General features: G+C 43.2%; 19 protein-coding genes, 1 tRNA gene and 1 pseudogene. All 21 read left to right on the top strand.

All coding sequences use genetic code 11. From position 1 onward, the window contains the following. Positions 1–842 (top strand): FAD-binding protein (locus AWV70_RS24335; RefSeq protein WP_235588546.1); only part of this gene is annotated, 842 nt, incomplete at its 5' end. A 5-nt stretch (positions 843–847) separates the two neighbouring features. After that, positions 848–1,648, top strand: coding sequence for a succinate dehydrogenase iron-sulfur subunit (gene sdhB, locus AWV70_RS04680; protein WP_060204844.1), 801 nt, complete (start codon positions 848–850; stop codon positions 1,646–1,648). Between the two features lie 414 nt (positions 1,649–2,062). Beyond that, positions 2,063–2,506, top strand: a complete 444-nt coding sequence (locus AWV70_RS04675) for an acyl-CoA thioesterase (RefSeq protein WP_201024315.1) — start codon at positions 2,063–2,065, stop codon at positions 2,504–2,506. A gap of 87 nt (positions 2,507–2,593) precedes the next feature. Beyond that, a complete protein-coding gene (locus tag AWV70_RS04670; RefSeq protein WP_060204861.1) occupies positions 2,594–2,806 on the top strand; it encodes a helix-turn-helix domain-containing protein in 213 nt (70 codons plus the stop codon). A gap of 192 nt (positions 2,807–2,998) precedes the next feature. Further along, positions 2,999–3,439, top strand: coding sequence for a MarR family winged helix-turn-helix transcriptional regulator (locus tag AWV70_RS04665; RefSeq protein ID WP_082713466.1), 441 nt, complete (start codon positions 2,999–3,001; stop codon positions 3,437–3,439). After that, entirely contained in the window at positions 3,436–4,242 is an 807-nt protein-coding gene (gene racE / locus AWV70_RS04660; RefSeq protein WP_268777206.1) for a glutamate racemase, read from the top strand. The genes AWV70_RS04665 and racE overlap by 4 nt, the downstream gene beginning before the upstream one ends. Positions 4,243–4,337: 95 nt before the next feature. Then, entirely contained in the window at positions 4,338–5,093 is a 756-nt protein-coding gene (gene rph, locus AWV70_RS04655) for a ribonuclease PH (RefSeq protein ID WP_060204842.1), read from the top strand. Then, positions 5,093–5,707: an XTP/dITP diphosphatase gene (locus AWV70_RS04650; RefSeq protein WP_060204859.1), complete on the top strand. Its 615-nt coding sequence runs from the start codon at positions 5,093–5,095 to the stop codon at positions 5,705–5,707. The genes rph and AWV70_RS04650 overlap by 1 nt, the downstream gene beginning before the upstream one ends. Further along, positions 5,704–6,204: a metallophosphoesterase gene (locus AWV70_RS04645; RefSeq protein WP_060204841.1), complete on the top strand. Its 501-nt coding sequence runs from the start codon at positions 5,704–5,706 to the stop codon at positions 6,202–6,204. The genes AWV70_RS04650 and AWV70_RS04645 overlap by 4 nt, the downstream gene beginning before the upstream one ends. Positions 6,205–6,273: 69 nt before the next feature. Next, positions 6,274–6,347: transfer RNA gene (locus AWV70_RS04640), tRNA-Arg, on the top strand. Between the two features lie 190 nt (positions 6,348–6,537). Next, on the top strand, positions 6,538–6,762 hold the full coding sequence (locus AWV70_RS04635) for a hypothetical protein (protein WP_060204840.1): 225 nt from the start codon (positions 6,538–6,540) through the stop codon (positions 6,760–6,762). A gap of 148 nt (positions 6,763–6,910) precedes the next feature. Further along, positions 6,911–8,188, top strand: a complete 1,278-nt coding sequence (locus AWV70_RS04630; protein ID WP_153009899.1) for a sensor histidine kinase — start codon at positions 6,911–6,913, stop codon at positions 8,186–8,188. 2 nt (positions 8,189–8,190) lie between these two features. After that, positions 8,191–9,075 (top strand): response regulator, encoded by an 885-nt coding sequence (locus AWV70_RS04625; RefSeq protein ID WP_060204839.1) that lies wholly within the window; start codon positions 8,191–8,193, stop codon positions 9,073–9,075. A 122-nt stretch (positions 9,076–9,197) separates the two neighbouring features. After that, positions 9,198–10,478, top strand: coding sequence for a cation:dicarboxylate symporter family transporter (locus AWV70_RS04620; protein WP_060204838.1), 1,281 nt, complete (start codon positions 9,198–9,200; stop codon positions 10,476–10,478). 175 nt (positions 10,479–10,653) lie between these two features. Next, positions 10,654–11,133 carry a DUF6530 family protein gene (locus AWV70_RS04615; protein WP_060204837.1) on the top strand — a complete coding sequence of 160 codons (480 nt, stop codon included), beginning with the start codon at positions 10,654–10,656 and terminating at the stop codon, positions 11,131–11,133. Between the two features lie 79 nt (positions 11,134–11,212). Beyond that, positions 11,213–11,341 (top strand): annotated as a pseudogene (locus AWV70_RS22800) (helix-turn-helix transcriptional regulator); the annotation flags it as partial. Between the two features lie 115 nt (positions 11,342–11,456). After that, positions 11,457–12,296, top strand: coding sequence for a DUF2935 domain-containing protein (locus AWV70_RS04610; protein WP_060204836.1), 840 nt, complete (start codon positions 11,457–11,459; stop codon positions 12,294–12,296). Positions 12,297–12,601: 305 nt separating this feature from the next. Then, on the top strand, positions 12,602–14,335 hold the full coding sequence (locus tag AWV70_RS04605) for a methyl-accepting chemotaxis protein (protein WP_060204835.1): 1,734 nt from the start codon (positions 12,602–12,604) through the stop codon (positions 14,333–14,335). A gap of 146 nt (positions 14,336–14,481) precedes the next feature. After that, on the top strand, positions 14,482–15,459 hold the full coding sequence (locus tag AWV70_RS04600) for a DUF3196 family protein (protein WP_060204834.1): 978 nt from the start codon (positions 14,482–14,484) through the stop codon (positions 15,457–15,459). A 110-nt stretch (positions 15,460–15,569) separates the two neighbouring features. After that, entirely contained in the window at positions 15,570–16,856 is a 1,287-nt protein-coding gene (gene tig / locus AWV70_RS04595) for a trigger factor (protein ID WP_060204833.1), read from the top strand. Positions 16,857–17,003: 147 nt separating this feature from the next. After that, on the top strand, positions 17,004–17,719 hold a 716-nt coding region (gene clpX / locus AWV70_RS04590), incomplete at its 3' end, for an ATP-dependent protease ATP-binding subunit ClpX (RefSeq protein WP_082713463.1).

Below are 17,719 nucleotides of genomic sequence, written 5' to 3'. Positions count from 1 at the left end.
GGGAGAACATGGTCTATCTTGACCTTTCCCATAAAGATCCGAAAGAGCTTGATATCAAACTTGGCGGCATTATTGAAATTTACGAGAAGTTCACTGGCGATGATCCACGCAAATTGCCAATGAAAATCTTCCCTGCGGTCCACTATTCAATGGGTGGTTTATGGGTTGATTACGAGCAGCACACAAACATTCCAGGCCTGTTTGCAGCTGGTGAATGTGATTATTCCCAGCACGGTGCGAATCGCCTAGGAGCGAACTCACTTCTCTCTGCCATCTATGGCGGAATGGTCGCTGGTCCGGAAGCGGTCAAGTATATGCGCGGCGTAAAACGTACAGCGGACGAGCTTCCTTCCACATTGTTCGATGCAGCTGTGAAAGACGAACAGCAAAAATGGGACGCAACGTTGAAGATGGATGGAACAGAAAATGCATACATGCTTCATAGAGAACTTGGAGAAATCATGACGGATAACGTAACGGTTGTTCGTTACAACGATAAATTGCAAGAAACCGACAACAAGATCCAAGAACTTCTTGAGCGTTATGAAAACATCAACATTACGGATACACAACAATGGTCCAACCAAGGTGCTACATTCACTCGTCAGTTGAAAAACATGCTTTACTTGGCACGCGTCATCACGTTGGGAGCTTTGAATCGTAATGAGAGCCGCGGTGCGCATTACAAACCGGATTTCCCGAACCGTGACGATGAAAACTTCTTGAAAACGACTATCGCAGAGTTCGACGGGAAATCTGCGCCGATCCTTTCTTATGAAGAAGTGGATGTATCCTTGATTCCGCCGCGTAAACGTGACTATTCAGCGAAGAAAGGAGATTGACATAAGTGACTGAGCAAACAACTGCTGTCCTTGAACAGCAAACTGCAGGAAAAACGGTCAAATTTGAAATTCAGCGTCAAGACACACCTGATTCAAAACCGTATATGGAAAGCTTTGAAATCCCATATCGACCGAATATGAACGTAATTTCCGCTCTAATGGAAATCCGTCGTAACCCGGTGAATGCCGAAGGGAAGAAAACGACACCAGTCAACTGGGACATGAACTGCCTAGAGGAAGTTTGCGGCGCATGTTCAATGGTGATCAATGGACGCCCTCGCCAATCATGTACGGCTTTGGTCGATCAGCTTACACAGCCGATCCGCCTGGAGCCGATGAGAACATTCCCGGTTGTACGCGACCTTGTTGTAGACCGTGAATTCATGTTCGATTCACTCAAGCGTATCAAAGCTTGGATTCCGATTGACGGTACATACGATTTGGGCGAAGGTCCTCGTATGCCGGAGCGTAAACGTCAATGGGCGTATGAATTGTCTAAATGTATGACTTGCGGCGTATGTCTTGAAGCATGTCCGAACGTGAACGACAAATCAAACTTCATTGGACCTGCACTATTGTCCCAAGTCCGCCTTTTCAACTCGCATCCAACTGGTGCGATGAACAAAGACGAGCGGTTGGAAACAATTATGTCCGACGGAGGAATTGGCGAATGCGGTAACTCGCAAAACTGTGTGGTCGCTTGTCCGAAAGGCATTCCTTTGACAACTTCCATCGCTGCTATGAACCGAGCAACAACAGTACAAATGTTCAAAAACTTCTTCGGAAGCGACCATATGGTTGACTGATTATAATCTTTTAAAAAGAACTGTCCAGAAAGTCGAAAATGACTTTCTGTGACAGTCCTTTTTTTGTCATCAAGTGACTCCGCGTCCACAGGTGTCCATCGCGCGTCTCTCGTAAGCCGTTTCACGTCCAAAGCATGCATGCTGCATAAATCTCTTATTCTATTGGATGTTTGCTAACTATTTGCTATAATAAAAGAATGAATGTTCATTCATTTTATCTTTGTTCAGCAGATAACCCATCTATATGATGAATACAAGCTTTATCTCCTATCCAGTGGATGTACTTAGGCATGCTGATACAAAGATAAAGCCTCCGGCGGATGTCACGGATTTTGAAAGGCGTTAATTGTGCAAGCACAATTCAAAATCCAGACGCAATTACGCCGAGGCGTAATTGATAAAGGGGTGGGATTGTTGAGGATTGCATATATTGAAAACATGGAATTGTGGGCGGAAGAGTTCACATTTTCGGTACCGGTATCCGTCCGTTTTTCTGAGACGGACATGTACGGACATCTAAACAATACAGTCACATTCGCATACTTTGAATATGCGAGGATTGAATATTTGAAGCACGTTGGCCATATGGAAGAATGGCTTGATCCGAAAGGAACGACAATACCGGTTGTTGCCGACCTCCAGTGCGACTATATGAAACAAGTATTTTTCGATGAACAATTGTCGATTTATGTCAAAGCGGCATCTGTCGGCAACAGCTCTGTCGACATCCATTATATGGCGAAGAACGCAAAGGGTGAAATCGCATTTACAGGCAGGGGAACGATTGTTCAAATCGATAGAAGAACAGGTAAATCCGTTCCATGGAAAAACGATCAAAAATCCGGATTTTCCCGGTAAAATGATGAACGAGCCGGCACAGCCTAAACCTTCCTCACATATTGTAAAGTGAACGTGGATAGGAGGGGGCGCGTCTTGACAGGAGAAATGAAAAACCGTTCTTTGCTAACAGCAAGGGAGCGAGAAATCTTTCATCTATTAGTGGATGATCATACGACGAAAGAAATCGCAGGACGGCTCGGCATTAGCGAAAAAACCGTCCGGAATCATATTTCTAATACCATTCAGAAATTAGGAGTATCCGGAAGGGCACAAGCGATTGTCGAATTGTTGCGATTAGGGGAACTGAAACTGAATTAAGCAAATCTATTGTTGTTCCTTTATACATGACTCGTTATGAACCGTCATACACATGAATATGCTCAGCTCCCTGAAAAACATCATATGCTTCTAATCCTTTTTAAAACTGTTGCGTTATATGACGAAAAAGGTGACAATAAGTAGACAGTATTCGTTTTCAGGGAGCTGGTATATGTGACGGAACAAAACGCAATGAGTCTTGAAGGCACTGAGAACATTGCTCAGATGGAAAAGGAACTTCGATATATATCTGGGATCATTAAACAGCAAGGCCGAAAAATTTTAAGCAATTATACGATTACACCTCCACAATTCATTGCCTTGCAATGGTTGTTCGAGCATGGAGACATGACGATCGGTGATTTGTCGAATAAGATGTATCTGGCTTTTAGCACGACGACTGATCTCGTCGATCGCATGGAAAACAACAAGCTCGTCAAGAGGGTGCGTGATGAACAGGATCGCCGTGTCGTCCGCATTCATTTGTTAGGTGAGGGTGAACGCATCATCGAAGAAGTGATCGACAAACGACGGAATTATTTAAGTGCAGTTCTCGAGGATTTTTCAGAAGTGGAAATAAACGAGTTTTCCCGATTGTTGACAAAACTGCACAAAGAGATGATCAAGGATTGAAGATTCCGAATGAAGCACCAATCGGAGTCATTGATTCCGGTGTCGGCGGATTGACCGTCGTTAAGGAAATGCACCAATTTTTACCTGATGAAACCATTATTTATATAGGCGATGATGCGCGTTGTCCATATGGGCCACGTTCAGTTGAAGAAGTTAAGGAATTTACATTGGAGATGGCTGACGCACTTGCCGACATGGGTATCAAGATGTTGGTCGTCGCTTGCAATACGGCTACTGCAGTGACGCTGGATATGTTGCGTGAACGTTATCCATTTCCTGTTTTAGGAGTTATTGAACCTGGGGCCAGGGCGGCCGTGCATGTTTCATCTACCGGAAGTATCGCGGTGTTGGGCACGGTTGGAACGATCAAAAGCAAGGCATATGAGTATGCCATCACCTCTATTTCGGCGAATGCGGAAATTATTCCGCTAGCTTGTCCTGAGTTTGTTCCTCTTGTTGAAAGTGGGCAATACAGGCAAATGGATATTCGGCCGATCATGAAAAGATCATTGGAGCCGATTGTACATTTGGAATTCGATACGGCCATTTTGGGCTGCACGCATTATCCACTTCTACAGGATCAAATTCAGGAACAGCTGCCAATAGGCGTGAATATCGTATCGTCGGCATATGAGACAGTACGGGACGTGGAGAATACGCTATCGGAATTTGGCGTTGCCAACATTTCCGGTGGACGGAAAGAGCCGATATTTTTCACGACAGGGAATTTGGATGGATTCAAATCGATTGCAATTGATTGGCTCGGCATCGAAAATCCCGATGTCAGACATATTGTACTGTGAAGCCTGGAAGCCTATTTAGGCATCCGGGTTTTTGCTATGACGAAAATGTGTATGGTAAGATGAATGCTGAATTCGAATTGTGGAGGGTATCCAAAATGAGACATGATGGAAGAACTGCAGGTATGGGACGGCCGGTAACGATTGAGCCGGATTATTTAATTCATCCTGAAGGGTCGGTGCTGATCTCAGTCGGGAATACAAAGGTGATTTGCACAGCATCCATTGAGGAAAGGGTTCCTCCTTTTCTGAGAGGCAGTGGACAAGGCTGGGTGACAGCTGAATACTCGATGCTCCCTCGTGCGACTGGTCAGAGGACTCATCGGGAATCCTCACGTGGCAAAGTGGGGGGAAGAACGATGGAAATCCAGCGTTTGATTGGCCGAGCTATGCGCGCTGTCATAGACCTTGGTTCGCTCGGCGAACGAACAATCTGGATTGATTGTGATGTTATTCAAGCGGATGGAGGCACACGGACAGCCTCTATTACAGGTGCTTTTGTCGCTATGTGTATCGCTGTTTCCAAAGTGGTGAAGGAGAAGGAATTAAGTCACTTCCCAATCAAAGACTATTTGGCGGCGATCAGTGTAGGAAAGACGGAAGAAGGTATCTTGCTATTGGATCTTGATTATCCTGAGGACTCGGCGGCGGCTGTCGATATGAATGTTGTCATGACCGGCGCAGGAGAATTTGTCGAATTACAGGGAACTGGTGAGGAAGCGACATTCACAAGACAGGAAATGAATGATCTTGTTGAACTTGCGGAATCAGGCATCCAACGATTGATCGGCATCCAAAAGGAGGCGCTTGGCGAGATTGCTACGCTTATTGGAGGAAAGGATGGCGAAGTATGATGAAAAAAATATTGATTGCGACAAATAATAAAGGGAAGGCGAAGGATTTTGAGACGCTATTCGTCCCATATGGTTTTGATGTGCAAACATTGAATGACCTCGAACAGGATATAGATGTGGAAGAGACTGGTGTTACATTTGAGGAAAATGCCATCTTGAAGGCGGAGACGGTTTCGCAAATGTTGGGCATCACGGTCATCGCTGATGATAGTGGACTGGAAATCGATGAGCTCCAAGGGGCTCCAGGCGTCTATTCCGCGCGTTATGCGGGCGAGCCGAAGAATGACGAAGCGAATATAGACAAAGTGCTGTCGGAGCTTCAGGGAGTGCCAGAAGGAGAGCGTACGGCCCGTTTCCGTTGTGTACTTGCCGTTGCGGGTCCTGGTAGGGAAACTGCCACATTTTCGGGAAGTTGTGAAGGATTGATTTTGGAAGAGAGAAGAGGTTCGAACGGCTTCGGTTATGATCCAATCTTCTATGCTCCGGAAAAAGGGCTTGCGATGGCTGAACTGACACCGGAGGAGAAAAGCCAGATTTCTCATCGGGGCGCGGCTCTTCGGCAGTTGAAAGAGCAATTGCCGCAGCTGTTGGATTTATTGGGTGAAGGGCAATGAAGATCATTGTCATGAGCGATTCGCATGGCGATAAGGAAACGGTGAGGACCGTTTCCGCATTGCAGGCGGATGCACTATTTCATTGTGGAGATAGCGAATTGTCATGGGAAGATCCTATTTTGCATACTATTCATATCGTTAAAGGAAATTGTGACAAGGATCAACGTTTTCCAGACTCGGTCATCGTTGAAGTGGGCGGCAAGAAAATTTGGATGGTACATGGGCATGAGCACGATGTCAAACGGACAATGCTGCCGTTGTATTACGGGGCGCGGGAACTTGGAGCTGACATTGTCCTGTTTGGCCATTCCCATTCGTATGCAGCTGAGTTGAAGGAAGGCATATTATTCGTCAATCCGGGAAGCACGCTGCTCCCGAGAGCCGGTAAGCAGCCTACTTTTGCTGAAATAGCATGGAAGGACGGCTATCATATTTATTTTAAAAATATGGATATGGAAACAGTTATTACAGTGAAAATGAAAAATATCGCAAATTAGCATTGACTTTTCCATTGAACCTGCCTATAATAAAATTTGTCGTTAGGCAATCGAATTGCCAAACAACATGTCTCAGTAGCTCAGTTGGATAGAGCAACAGCCTTCTAAGCTGTGGGTCGGGGGTTCGAATCCCTCCTGGGACGTAATCAGTTAAATAGTAGGGAAAATGACCATGACGTTGAAATTACAGCGTTAATGGTCATTTTTTTATTTTTGAGTACATTGAACTCTTTTTTTTCTACATATTACTTTTATTATTGGGGTATGTAATATAAGTAGATGATCAAAATGAAAACAAGGTATTAGAGAACAATTTAGGGAGGGAATTTCACTATGCTGCAAAACTTTGAAGTGATTACACCGTTGTTTGAAGGACAAACTAACGAACGTCTTCAATTTAAACTAACTATTGAAGGAAATGATTACCGAGGTTTATTTCACGACAATGAAGTTCAGTGGTTTCAGCCGCATCCCCATCATAAAATTGGAAACTATGATGAGAACATCATTGAATCCAACGTGCGAAATTTGATTGAAGATTATCGTTCAATAAATTAACGGTTCCTGCTAATGGAAAAGCGATTCAAATGTTACTTTCTACATTTGAATCGCTTTTTATTTTTAACGATACGCCGGCTGATGATTGATAATGGATTCTCATGCTATAATTCTTGAGTGGATGGATTCAACTAACAGGAGACATTATATGTATAATAAGCAGCATTCGATTCAAAAAGTACATAAAATTGATTTGACAGCTTTACTGTTGACTGCTTTATTGACGGCTGTCGCGGGAGAACTTAAACTTATTCCTTTCTATGGAGAGGCGTTCCGCTTTAGTTTAGGAACGATTACTTTTTTTCTGCTCCTCCTCATCAGGCCAGTCGGATCTCTACCATTGACGGGGGTTGTGACCGGCTTGACTGTCGTTGTATTTCGAATCAGCGTTGAAATGACGGCGACATCTGTTTCATTCATGGAAAGCTTTCAGCATCATATGCCTGTCTTGTTGTATTACATTGTATTTACGTTAGGTTTTCATATTATTCGTCTTGACAACTATCGTGCGGCACCACTTTTGTTAGGTACATGGGCGGCATTGTTTGAGTTCATCGGGAACGGCATGGAAAACCTTATTCGAATCTGGTTGCTGAACCGTGAAGCCCTCTTGTGGAAAGACTGGGCATTGCTTGGCGGTGTGGCCATGCTGCGCAGTTTCTTCGTTGTTGGTTTATATAGCTCCTTCATATTGTCTGAGCAGAAAAAACGCGTCCAGGAAATGCTTGGCATCGGTTCGAATCTGTATGCAGAGTCGCTTTATTTACAGAAGTCGATGAATCATATTGAGCAAGTGACAGCTGCAAGTCATGATTTGTACCGGAAATTAAAACAAAAAGACTTGCAAGCTTTGAGTGTGCAGGCGCTGGCCATTGCGCAAGAAATCCATGAAGTGAAAAAAGACTCCCAGCGCATACTGTCGGGATTGTCTACGATTACGAAAGAAACAAGCACGGACCGCTTTTTATTATCCGATCTGTTCGATATCGTAATCACTTCGAACAGGAAATATAGTGACTTGTTGAAGCGCAAGGTCGACTTCCGACTAACGATGAAGGTGGATTATGAAACGAATCAGCATATCCCTTTGTTGGCGTTAATGAACAACGTGACGGCCAATGCTGTTGAGTCGATCACTCACACAGGCGCTGTTGCCATTGAAGTGTTTGAGGAAGCGGAGGATCTAGTAATCATGGTTCGGGACACAGGCAAAGGAATTCCAAAAGAAGATATCCCTATACTTTTTGAACCGGGGTACACGACAAAGTTTAATGAACAGGGAGTGGCGGCAACAGGAATAGGCCTTTCCCATGTTCAACAGATCGTTCAGATGCTCCAAGGGGAGATCCATATTGAAACGCCGGAAAAAGGGACGGTTTTTCAAATTCGGATTCCATTCCATACTATTCGAAAACGAGGTGATTAAACATGCGTTTTTTTATCGTAGATGATGATTTGGCATGCCGAAGAATGCTCGGACAAGTTATTAATGAATATGGACTCGGATATGTGGCTGGAGAGGCGGAAAATGGGGTGAAGGCACTGGCGCCCATACTTTCTATGCAGCCGGACATTGTTCTGATCGACTTTCTCATGCCGCAGCTTGATGGAATCGAAACGATGGAGCAATTGAAAAAGCAGGGGTTCCGCGGGCAATTCATCATGATATCCCAGATCGTCAATAAAGAAATGGTTGGCGAAGCGTATGAAAAAGGGGTGGAGTTCTTTATCCACAAGCCGATTAATCGCGTGGAAGTGCGGAGCGTACTCACGAAGACCAAGGAGAGCTATCAGCTACAACAGTCGCTTCAACTGATTCGAGAATCGCTTGCGAATATCGGTACGGCAGCTGAACAACCTGCACGACAAAGTGTGAGTGATATTGTTCGATTCATCTTAAATGATATGGGGATTATTGGGGAAGCGGGCAGCGATGACATCGTTGCCATCATGGACATGCTGATGCAGCAACAAGACAGGTTCCCTCAGTTGCCGCCGTTAAAGAATCTATATGAGGCGGCCGCTCGGAAAATGGAAAATGCCGATGTAGCGAAAGAAAGTAAAGCGATTGAGCAGCGGATCCGAAGAACTATCGTAGCGGCTGTCAATAATCTCGCCTCAAGGGGAGTCGTCGATTATACATCGCCTCAATTCGAATATTATGCACCGCGCTATTTTGACTTCCAGGACATTCGCCTTCGCATGAAACAAATCGAAGAAGACCTTCCTACACCTTCCCGCGTAAAAATCAATATTAAGAAGTTCCTTCAAGTGCTCTATATTGAAACAGGGGAAAGATATAAGAAATATTGAGCGTATTTCCTGCAAAAAAAATAATGAAGTGTCATGTCGGATTTTGTCGGATTGGGTAAGTCCTCCTTACACTAGTGAAAAGTGAGAAAACGCTTTCATTGGTAGAAGAGGGAGGCACTTATATGAAAAAGAAATTTAGAATACCTTTAGCTTATCAAATACTGATCGGACTAATAGCAGGAATTATCGTCGGAGCGATCTTTTATGGCCACCCCGGCATAGAAACGTATTTACAGCCGCTTGGTACAATTTTTATTAACATGATTAAAATGATTGTCGTGCCGATCATCGTCTCAACATTGATTGTCGGCGTCGCAGGCACTGGCGATTTGAAACAATTAGGCAAACTAGGCGGAAAGACAATGATCTACTTCCAAGTCGTTTCGTTTATTGCTATCATCGTTGGATTATCCGCAGCGAATATTTTCAAGCCGGGTGTGGGCGTTGATATGTCGAAATTGGCTAAAGGCGATATCGACTCGTATGTGCAAACAACTGAAAGTGTACAAAACGAAGGATTCATGGACGTTCTTGTCGGCATCGTGCCGAGCAATATTATTCAATCAATGGCGTCAGCTGATATGCTCGCGGTTATTTTCTTCTCCGTGTTGTTCGGATTAGGGGTAGCTTCTATCGGTGAACGTGGAAAGCCTGTACTTGCCTTTTTCCAAGGTACTGCAGACGCGATGTTCTGGGTGACAAACTTGATTATGAAATTCGCGCCGATTGGTGTATTCGGTTTGATCGGTGTGACGGTATCGAAATTCGGACTCGAATCATTAGTGCCGCTCGGTAAATTGATGATTCTTGTGTATGTAACAATGATTTTCTTCGTCATCGTTGTATTGGGCGGAATTGCGAAGATTGTTGGTTCGAGCATTTTCAGTATTATAAAACTATTGAAAGATGAACTGATCTTAGCTTATTCGACATCCAGTTCTGAAACTGTTTTGCCGAAGCTTATGGAGAAAATGCAGAAATTCGGTTCGCCGAAAGACATCGTGTCGTTTGTGATTCCGACGGGCTATTCCTTCAACCTGGACGGCTCGACATTATACCAAGCACTTGCAGCAATCTTCATCGCACAAATGTATGGAATTGATTTGAGCGTTATGGAACAGGTCACATTAGTGTTAGTGCTGATGATTACTTCTAACGGTATTGCAGGTGTGCCGGGCGTTTCCTTTGTTGTATTGCTCGCAACGCTAGGCACAGTCGGTATTCCTTTGGAAGGGCTGGCGTTTATCGCAGGTGTTGATCGACTGCTCGACATGGGCCGAACGGTCGTGAACGTGCTTGGAAATGCATTGGCTACGGTTGTTATGGCGAAATGGGAAGGTCGTTTCCGAACAGAAAATCATAGCAAACATACGCCGGCTGACCCGGTTGGTGAAACATTCTAATTGGAAAGAAATTAATTAATCCACATATAAACTATCTAGAAACGATCAAAAACGTTGTTGTATAAGCGTTTTTGGTCGTTTTTTTGCGTTTTGGCAAACTCTTGACATGGGGAAACTGAAGGTGTATATTTACTAAATCAGTAATTTAGTAATTTAGTAAAAGGAGAGTTTTCAAATGAAAATACCAACACATCTAAAGCATAAGCCGGTTATCGTTGCTGAAAATTATGCCAATATCGACGGACGTACTGCCTATAAAACAGATGCACAAGGGCTGTCACTAGGGTTGGCGCAGTGGAATGATCGTGGGAAAGTGGATATTTCCGCAAAAGTATGGAGACATACAGGAGGCAAGTGGTCACGTCAATCTGAAGAAATGCCGCTTCACCGTGTTCTTGACCTGGCAATATTGGTATGTGAGTCCCAGCTTTATTTCAAGGATGCATATCGCTATAACGATTTATATGACCCGGAGAATCCGATCATTAAACGTGTTGGCCTGCAAGGCGATGCGATGACGGTGGAAGTTTGCACTGATAATGAGCAAATCAAAGAGGATATTCAATTATTCAATCAAGCCCTTAGTGATGATGGTGAATTAATTGGAGAACGTTTGCGTACACTGTCACGCATATTAAAAGAAATGGGATATTAATCGGAAGCTAAGAGGATGACTTTAAAAGAAAGATGGATTGAAATTTAGGGAAAATAATGAAACGTGAACTCTTGCTGTCTTGAGTCAATTAAAGACGCCTCAATACGGCTATTCATTAGTCCGATGTCTTGAAAAGGCAGGCGTAGCCATTGAGCAAAGTACGTTATACCCGCTTCTTCGCCGCTTGGAGAATCAGGAGCTATTGACGAGGAAACTCCTTTGTGTACATACGAAAAGTTAGTCTCTTGAAAATCTTTGGAATAGGGACAACTTTGCTAGGAATAGATTGATTCAGTACGTATGCATACAAGGGGGAGATTCGTATGTATTGGAATGAAGAGTATCAAAGCGATGGTCCTAACATTTCGCCTATGGAGTTTGTGGAACGGTCATTGGAAGAAATTCAGTTTTGGTCCAGGATCATGAAAGAACATTCCTTATTTCTAAGGTTAGGGTTTAGATGTGAAGATACACAACTAATCGCAGAAGCAAATCAATTTTATCATATATTTGAACGGATTGAACAACAGTCGCATGCTTATACGAATCAAACAGACCCTATGACTATCAGAAGGTTCAATTCGGAAGTTCAGGTGGCAGCGGCGAATATTTACGCTTTTAAACGAAAAGTGTTAGGGTTGATCCTCTCATGTCAGTTGCCGGGCGGAAACAATTTCCCTCTATTGGTTGACCATGTTAGTAGGGAAGCCAATTATTTCAGAAAGCGCCTCATTGAGTTGAACGAAGGTAAATTGAAACCGCTTGCTGATGCAATCATCAAAGAGAATGTGTTCTTTTTACGAATTATGGCCGATCATGCAAAGTTCATCGGGCATCTGCTCGATCCTTCGGAAAGAAAGCTAGTCGATGTCGCAAGGAATTTCAGCAATGATTTCGATGAATTGTTGTTCCAAGCACGAGATTTAGACGGGATGAGACCATACTCTCAAACAGTTCCCTTGTTAGACCAATTCCTAGATCAAAATCGGGTGTCTGTAGTTTCCCTTCGAGATTTCAAAAAGACGGCGAGAGAATTGATTGAAGAATGTAAAATAAAAAGCATTATCCATCCATTATTAGCAGACCACGTTTATCGCGAAGCGGATCATTTCCTTACGATTATCGATATGTTCGATGCGCATCTTACCGGGGCGAATGCATAAATGAATAATAAGGACAACAACAGTCGTCTATTCTTTGATTTACATCGAATAGACGGCTGTTTTTTACTGCTCATTATCCGATATTTTATACTAATAATGCAAATATGATTTTTGTTGACGGCATTGGGAAAATTGTCTACTATATGGATAATGGTGCTTAATACTTAAAAAAACACTGATATTGTGTGCGACGAACAGCCATTCTTACGTGGGCGACTAGTGCAACCGACTCTTTATATCCGTAAAGATCGGTTTTTTTAATGGTAATAGGTGAAGAATAGCAGAAAAGGATGAGGGGGATTAATATGAGGCTATTCAAAAGAAAAACGAAGCCTTGGACAGAATTTCTGGACAACATCAATTCAGCTAATGAGATTTCCTCAATGGGTGAAAGGGTATCTGAAAGACTGTTATTTATGGGTGTCACTCAAGAGACGATAGCTCATGTTCAAGAAGTGTTGCCGATACTTTTGCCGCATAAAGAAGAGATTGTAGATAGATTTTATCGACATATTATGAGTGTCGATCATTTTAAGCAAATGATTACGAAGCATTCCACGGTTGATCGTTTACGAAATACGATGGATAACTATGTAGATCAGCTTCTTCATGCAAACGTCGATATGGATTATATACGGACGAGAATCATTGTCGGCCAAGTGCACAGCCGTATTCACTTGACAGCTGAGCACTTTATAGCCGCGCATCACTTGCTCATTCAAAATATGACGACGATTCTGATGGAAAAACTTCATCATCAGCCAACTAAAATGATTAATTCCGTCCTTGGAATTGGGAAACTTGCTGCCTTCGATCAGCAACTGATCGTTGAAGTGTATATGGAGGAAACTTTCAAATCGTTTCTGTTTGACGTTTCTGATGTTTTGAATGATTTGACGAAGTTGGATACGACAAAGATGTTGATTGCTGAAATGGATAAGGTTGTAAATGGAAGTCAAAATATTACAGCGGCTACAGAAGAGATGAGCGCATCCGTTATGGAAGTAGCCGACCAATCCATCAAAGTGGCGGAAAATACAGAGGAAGCCGTAGATTCTGCCGCAGAAAGTAAAGATATTATTAACAAAGCGTTGGAAGACATTCAAGAAGTGGGTAACGTTTACACCGGCGTGATTCGCCAAGTCGATCAGCTGAATCATGAAATCGAACAAACACAAAGTGTTATCAAAGTTATCCGTGAAGTGACTGACCAAACGAATCTTCTTGCTTTGAATGCAAGTATTGAGGCGGCTAGAGCGGGAGAATATGGGAAAGGCTTTGCAGTCGTTGCAGAGGAAGTAAGAAAACTGGCGGAACATACAAAAACCCAAACGATACAAATAACTGGAAATCTGGAGTCGTTGCAAAGGGTTTCCCACCAAGTAACACGACAAATTCGAGATACTGAAAACTTGGTCAATCGTAGTGTTGCTGAAGCGCAAAATGCTGACGAGGCGCTGGAAAGGATTGTTTCGACGATGCAAACAATCAACGAATCGACTTCGCAAATTGCCACAATGACGGAAGAGCAGACGTCTGCAATAATGGATATTGCCCATCGCAATTCAGAGATGCATGATCTTGGCTTGATATCCCAAGACGTTGCGAGGGGAACGGCAAATGTAATCTACGATCTGAGCATGCAGATGGACGAGTATCGTCGGACTTTCTTCGAAACGAATATTAGGTTAAATTCCAAAGATATTATCAAAGTAGCAAAAACTGATCATCTCCTTTGGAAATGGCGAGTGTACAATGTCCTGTTAGGATTGGACGATGTTGATACACAAAACGCTGCAAACTATGAAACTTGTAGACTTGGATTATGGTATTATGGAGACTTATCTCATGAACTTAAAAACCAGCCGACTTTCCGGCAATTGGAAGAACCTCATAAAGCTGTTCATTACTTTGCCAAACAAGCTGTCCAAAGCTTTGAACAGGGCAATCTGTCCGAAGCGGAAAATGCTTTTAAACACCTTCAAAGAGCGTCCGATCAAGTTATTGCTTTACTATCAGAGTTGGAAAAGTTGTTATGAAATCAAAACAAAAGCCGAACGTCGGTATAGTGCCGGTATTGGCTTTTTTGTTTGAAAGTGAATATATACAAGTAAGAAATGAATAATTCATTTCCGGTTGGAAAATGCTATATGGTATAGTGGATGGATGAAAGAAGGTGAATCCAGTGAGACATAGATATGGAAGGCTTGTAAAAAAGGATAATGTCGTCGTGTTTCCTGGCGCCTTGGAACGGCTGATCGAAAGAGGGCTCGATGCGGTCGAAGATACGGACTACGCAGAAGCTGTAGAGGCCTTCGGGCAAGCGTATCACTTCGATTCCGACAATACCCGCATATTGGCGCCATACGCGGTTTCTTTATATGAAACAAAAGATTTTCCTTTAGCGAAAGAAGTGGCAACAAAATTACTACATAGCGGCACAACGGATTATCTTGACGCCATGGAATTGTATTTGGCCATCAGCATCCAATTACAAGATTATGACGAAGTGGAAATGACGATTGAAGCCCTTCTTGATGAAGATATCGTCCCGCCTGACATGGTGAATAAGTTCAACTACTTACGGGAGTTAAATAAGAGACTTTCCTATCGATATTTACGGGAGGACTTGGAACCTCGAAAATTCGATACGTTCACCATGGAGGAATTCTTGGAAGGAACGACTGAAACGCAACAAAAAATGCTTGCTGAATTTGAAAACAGTGAATTAGATAGGGCGACCCAAATTCTGTTGTCACAAATTGTCGAAAAGGAAAGCCTTCATCCGATTGTCATAACGTATGCGCTTGTGCTTCTGCGTGATTCCGGCTATGAAGGGGAATTGACGGTCCGTAAATTTGGACAATCAAAACAGGTCATCCCTGCAGAACTCGAACTTCCCAGTCAGGACGAGCGCTCCATCGATGTGGTCAATCAAATCGGCATCCTATTCGAGAAGGATCCAACACGCATGCAGATGGCGATCGACGCAAGTCTTCGGTATGGCATCGTTGCCTATCCATTTTGTTGGGATGAATTTTCAACTACTGACGTTGCTGATGCGTATACACAATACATAGAGAGCATGTTTACTGGGGAGCCTGTCATTGCAACAGAGCTGAATTCCATGATCAGATCTGTTGATCAACAGACAGAAAGGTAATATGCAGGAAATCTGTTGAAAGATCGAAAGACTATGATATACTGTAATGGTTGTAAATAGCGTATAAACGTGAGAAAATATACTGGTCATAATGATTCGGAGGTATTTAAATGTCTGTTAAATGGGAAAAAGAAGAAGGCAATAAAGGAACGCTCACAGTTGAAGTTCCTGCTGAAAAAGTAGACGCCGCATTGGACGAAGCATTCAAGAAAGTTGTAAAGAAAGTCCAAGCGCCTGGATTCCGTAAAGGGAAAATGCCTCGCAAAATGTTTGAAAGAATGTATGGCGTAGAATCGCTATATAATGATGCGCTTGATATCATCCTGCCTGAAGCCTATTCAAATGCTCTTGATGAAGCGGGTGTAGAACCGATTGCTCAACCAGAAATCGAAATCGATGAAATGGAAAAAGGCAAAACGCTCGTATTCAAAGCACATGTTACATTGAAGCCTGAAGTGAAGCTTGGCGACTATAAAGGTCTTGAAGTAACACGTCAGGAAACTGAAGTGACAGACGAAGAAATCGAAGAGCAATTAAAAGATCGCCAAACAGCATTAGCTGAAATGGTTGTAAAGGAAGACGGCGCTGCTGAAAACGGTGATACTGTCAACCTCGATTTCGAAGGATTCGTTGATGGCGAAGCTTTCGAAGGCGGCAAAGCGGAAGGGTACGATCTTGAAATCGGATCGGGTTCATTCATCCCTGGTTTCGAAGAGCAAGTCGTGGGTATGAAACAAGGCGAAGAAAAAGACGTTGAAGTTTCTTTCCCTGAAGAGTATCACGCAGCAGAATTGGCTGGCAAACCAGCTGTATTCAAAGTGAAAGTGCATGAAATCAAGTCGAAGGAAGTTCCTGAGCTTGATGATGAGCTTGCAAAGGAAATCGATGAGAACGTCGAGAGCCTTGAAGAGCTTCGCGCAAAAATGAAAGAACAGACGGTCGAAGAGAAGAAGACCGCATCTGAAACAGCAATGCGTGATGATCTTGTAGAAGCAGCAGCACGCAACGCTGAAATCGATATCCCTGAAGTGATGATCGATTCCGAAGTGGACCGTATGATGGATGAATTCGGTCAACGCCTTCAAATGCAAGGTATGAACCTCGACCTGTACTTCCAATTCTCTGGTCAAGATGAAGCTGCATTACGTGCACAAATGAGAGACGATGCACTTAGCCGCGTCCGCGTTTCCTTGACACTTGAGGCAATCGGAGCTGCTGAGGATATTAAAGTAACAGAAGAAGAAATCAACGCAGAACTTGAAAAAATGTCTGGGCAATTCGGTATGGAAGTTGACCAAATCAAACAGACATTGGGTGGAACAAAAGTGCTTGAAAACGACTTGCGTTTCAACAAGACAGTTGAATTCCTAGTTGAAAATGCAAAAGTCGCTGAATAATAAGTAATGAAAAATGCAAGGTGCGGGTTCCCGTGCCTTGTTTTTCATAGGTAAGGATTTATTGGGCAACTATAGAGGGTAAGTTCTAAATAGTTGATAAAACCGGGGGAATCTTGTAAGATTGTCACTTGAATAGGGGTGAGCTTGATGTTCAAATTTAATGACGAAAAAGATAATTTGAGTTGTTCTTTTTGTGGTAAAACCCAAGACCAGGTGAGAAAGCTTGTTGCCGGTCAGGGTGTTTATATTTGTGATGAGTGTGTTGAACTTTGTGCGGAAATTGTCGAGGAGGAAGTTGGCCTTGATGAGCACTTCGAGCTTAAGGATGTTCCGAAACCGCGTGAAATCCAAAGCATATTAGATGAATATATTATCGGCCAGGATCGCGCTAAAAAATCATTGGCCGTTGCAGTTTACAACCACTACAAACGGATCAATACGAATAGCAAAGTCGACGACGTGGAAATCGCGAAGTCGAATATCGTTCTGATTGGTCCTACAGGTAGCGGTAAAACGTTATTGGCTCAAACATTGGCGCGTATTCTTGATGTACCGTTCGCAATTGCGGATGCAACTTCATTGACCGAAGCTGGCTATGTCGGTGAAGATGTAGAAAATATTTTATTGAAACTGATTCAGGCAGCTGATTTTGATATCGAACGTGCTGAAAAAGGAATCATCTATATTGATGAAATCGATAAAGTTGCCCGGAAATCAGAGAACGCATCGATTACACGTGACGTATCCGGAGAAGGGGTGCAACAAGCCCTCCTGAAGATTCTGGAAGGCACTGTCGCTAGCGTTCCACCACAAGGCGGACGTAAGCATCCTCACCAGGAATTCCTACAAATCGATACGACAAA

Source organism: Sporosarcina koreensis, assembly GCF_001531445.1.
Taxonomy (GTDB): domain Bacteria; phylum Bacillota; class Bacilli; order Bacillales_A; family Planococcaceae; genus Sporosarcina; species Sporosarcina koreensis_C.
Note: the sequence above shows the minus strand (reverse complement) of the source record. Positions and strands in the feature narration are given on the sequence as shown.

What these genes read in the sequence shown, in the direction of transcription:
- AWV70_RS04645 (WP_060204841.1), top strand. Translation starts at nt 5,704, where the DNA reads ATGAAGATCATTGTCATGAGCGATTCGCATGGCGATAAGGAAACGGTG.
- AWV70_RS04615 (WP_060204837.1), top strand. Translation starts at nt 10,654, where the DNA reads ATGAAAATACCAACACATCTAAAGCATAAGCCGGTTATCGTTGCTGAA.
- AWV70_RS04670 (WP_060204861.1), top strand. Translation starts at nt 2,594, where the DNA reads ATGAAAAACCGTTCTTTGCTAACAGCAAGGGAGCGAGAAATCTTTCAT.
- AWV70_RS04630 (WP_153009899.1), top strand. Translation starts at nt 6,911, where the DNA reads ATGTATAATAAGCAGCATTCGATTCAAAAAGTACATAAAATTGATTTG.
- AWV70_RS04620 (WP_060204838.1), top strand. Translation starts at nt 9,198, where the DNA reads ATGAAAAAGAAATTTAGAATACCTTTAGCTTATCAAATACTGATCGGA.
- rph (WP_060204842.1), top strand. Translation starts at nt 4,338, where the DNA reads ATGAGACATGATGGAAGAACTGCAGGTATGGGACGGCCGGTAACGATT.
- AWV70_RS04625 (WP_060204839.1), top strand. Translation starts at nt 8,191, where the DNA reads ATGCGTTTTTTTATCGTAGATGATGATTTGGCATGCCGAAGAATGCTC.
- AWV70_RS04650 (WP_060204859.1), top strand. Translation starts at nt 5,093, where the DNA reads ATGAAAAAAATATTGATTGCGACAAATAATAAAGGGAAGGCGAAGGAT.
- AWV70_RS04665 (WP_082713466.1), top strand. Translation starts at nt 2,999, where the DNA reads ATGAGTCTTGAAGGCACTGAGAACATTGCTCAGATGGAAAAGGAACTT.
- AWV70_RS04610 (WP_060204836.1), top strand. Translation starts at nt 11,457, where the DNA reads ATGTATTGGAATGAAGAGTATCAAAGCGATGGTCCTAACATTTCGCCT.
- AWV70_RS04635 (WP_060204840.1), top strand. Translation starts at nt 6,538, where the DNA reads ATGCTGCAAAACTTTGAAGTGATTACACCGTTGTTTGAAGGACAAACT.
- tig (WP_060204833.1), top strand. Translation starts at nt 15,570, where the DNA reads ATGTCTGTTAAATGGGAAAAAGAAGAAGGCAATAAAGGAACGCTCACA.
- AWV70_RS04605 (WP_060204835.1), top strand. Translation starts at nt 12,602, where the DNA reads ATGAGGCTATTCAAAAGAAAAACGAAGCCTTGGACAGAATTTCTGGAC.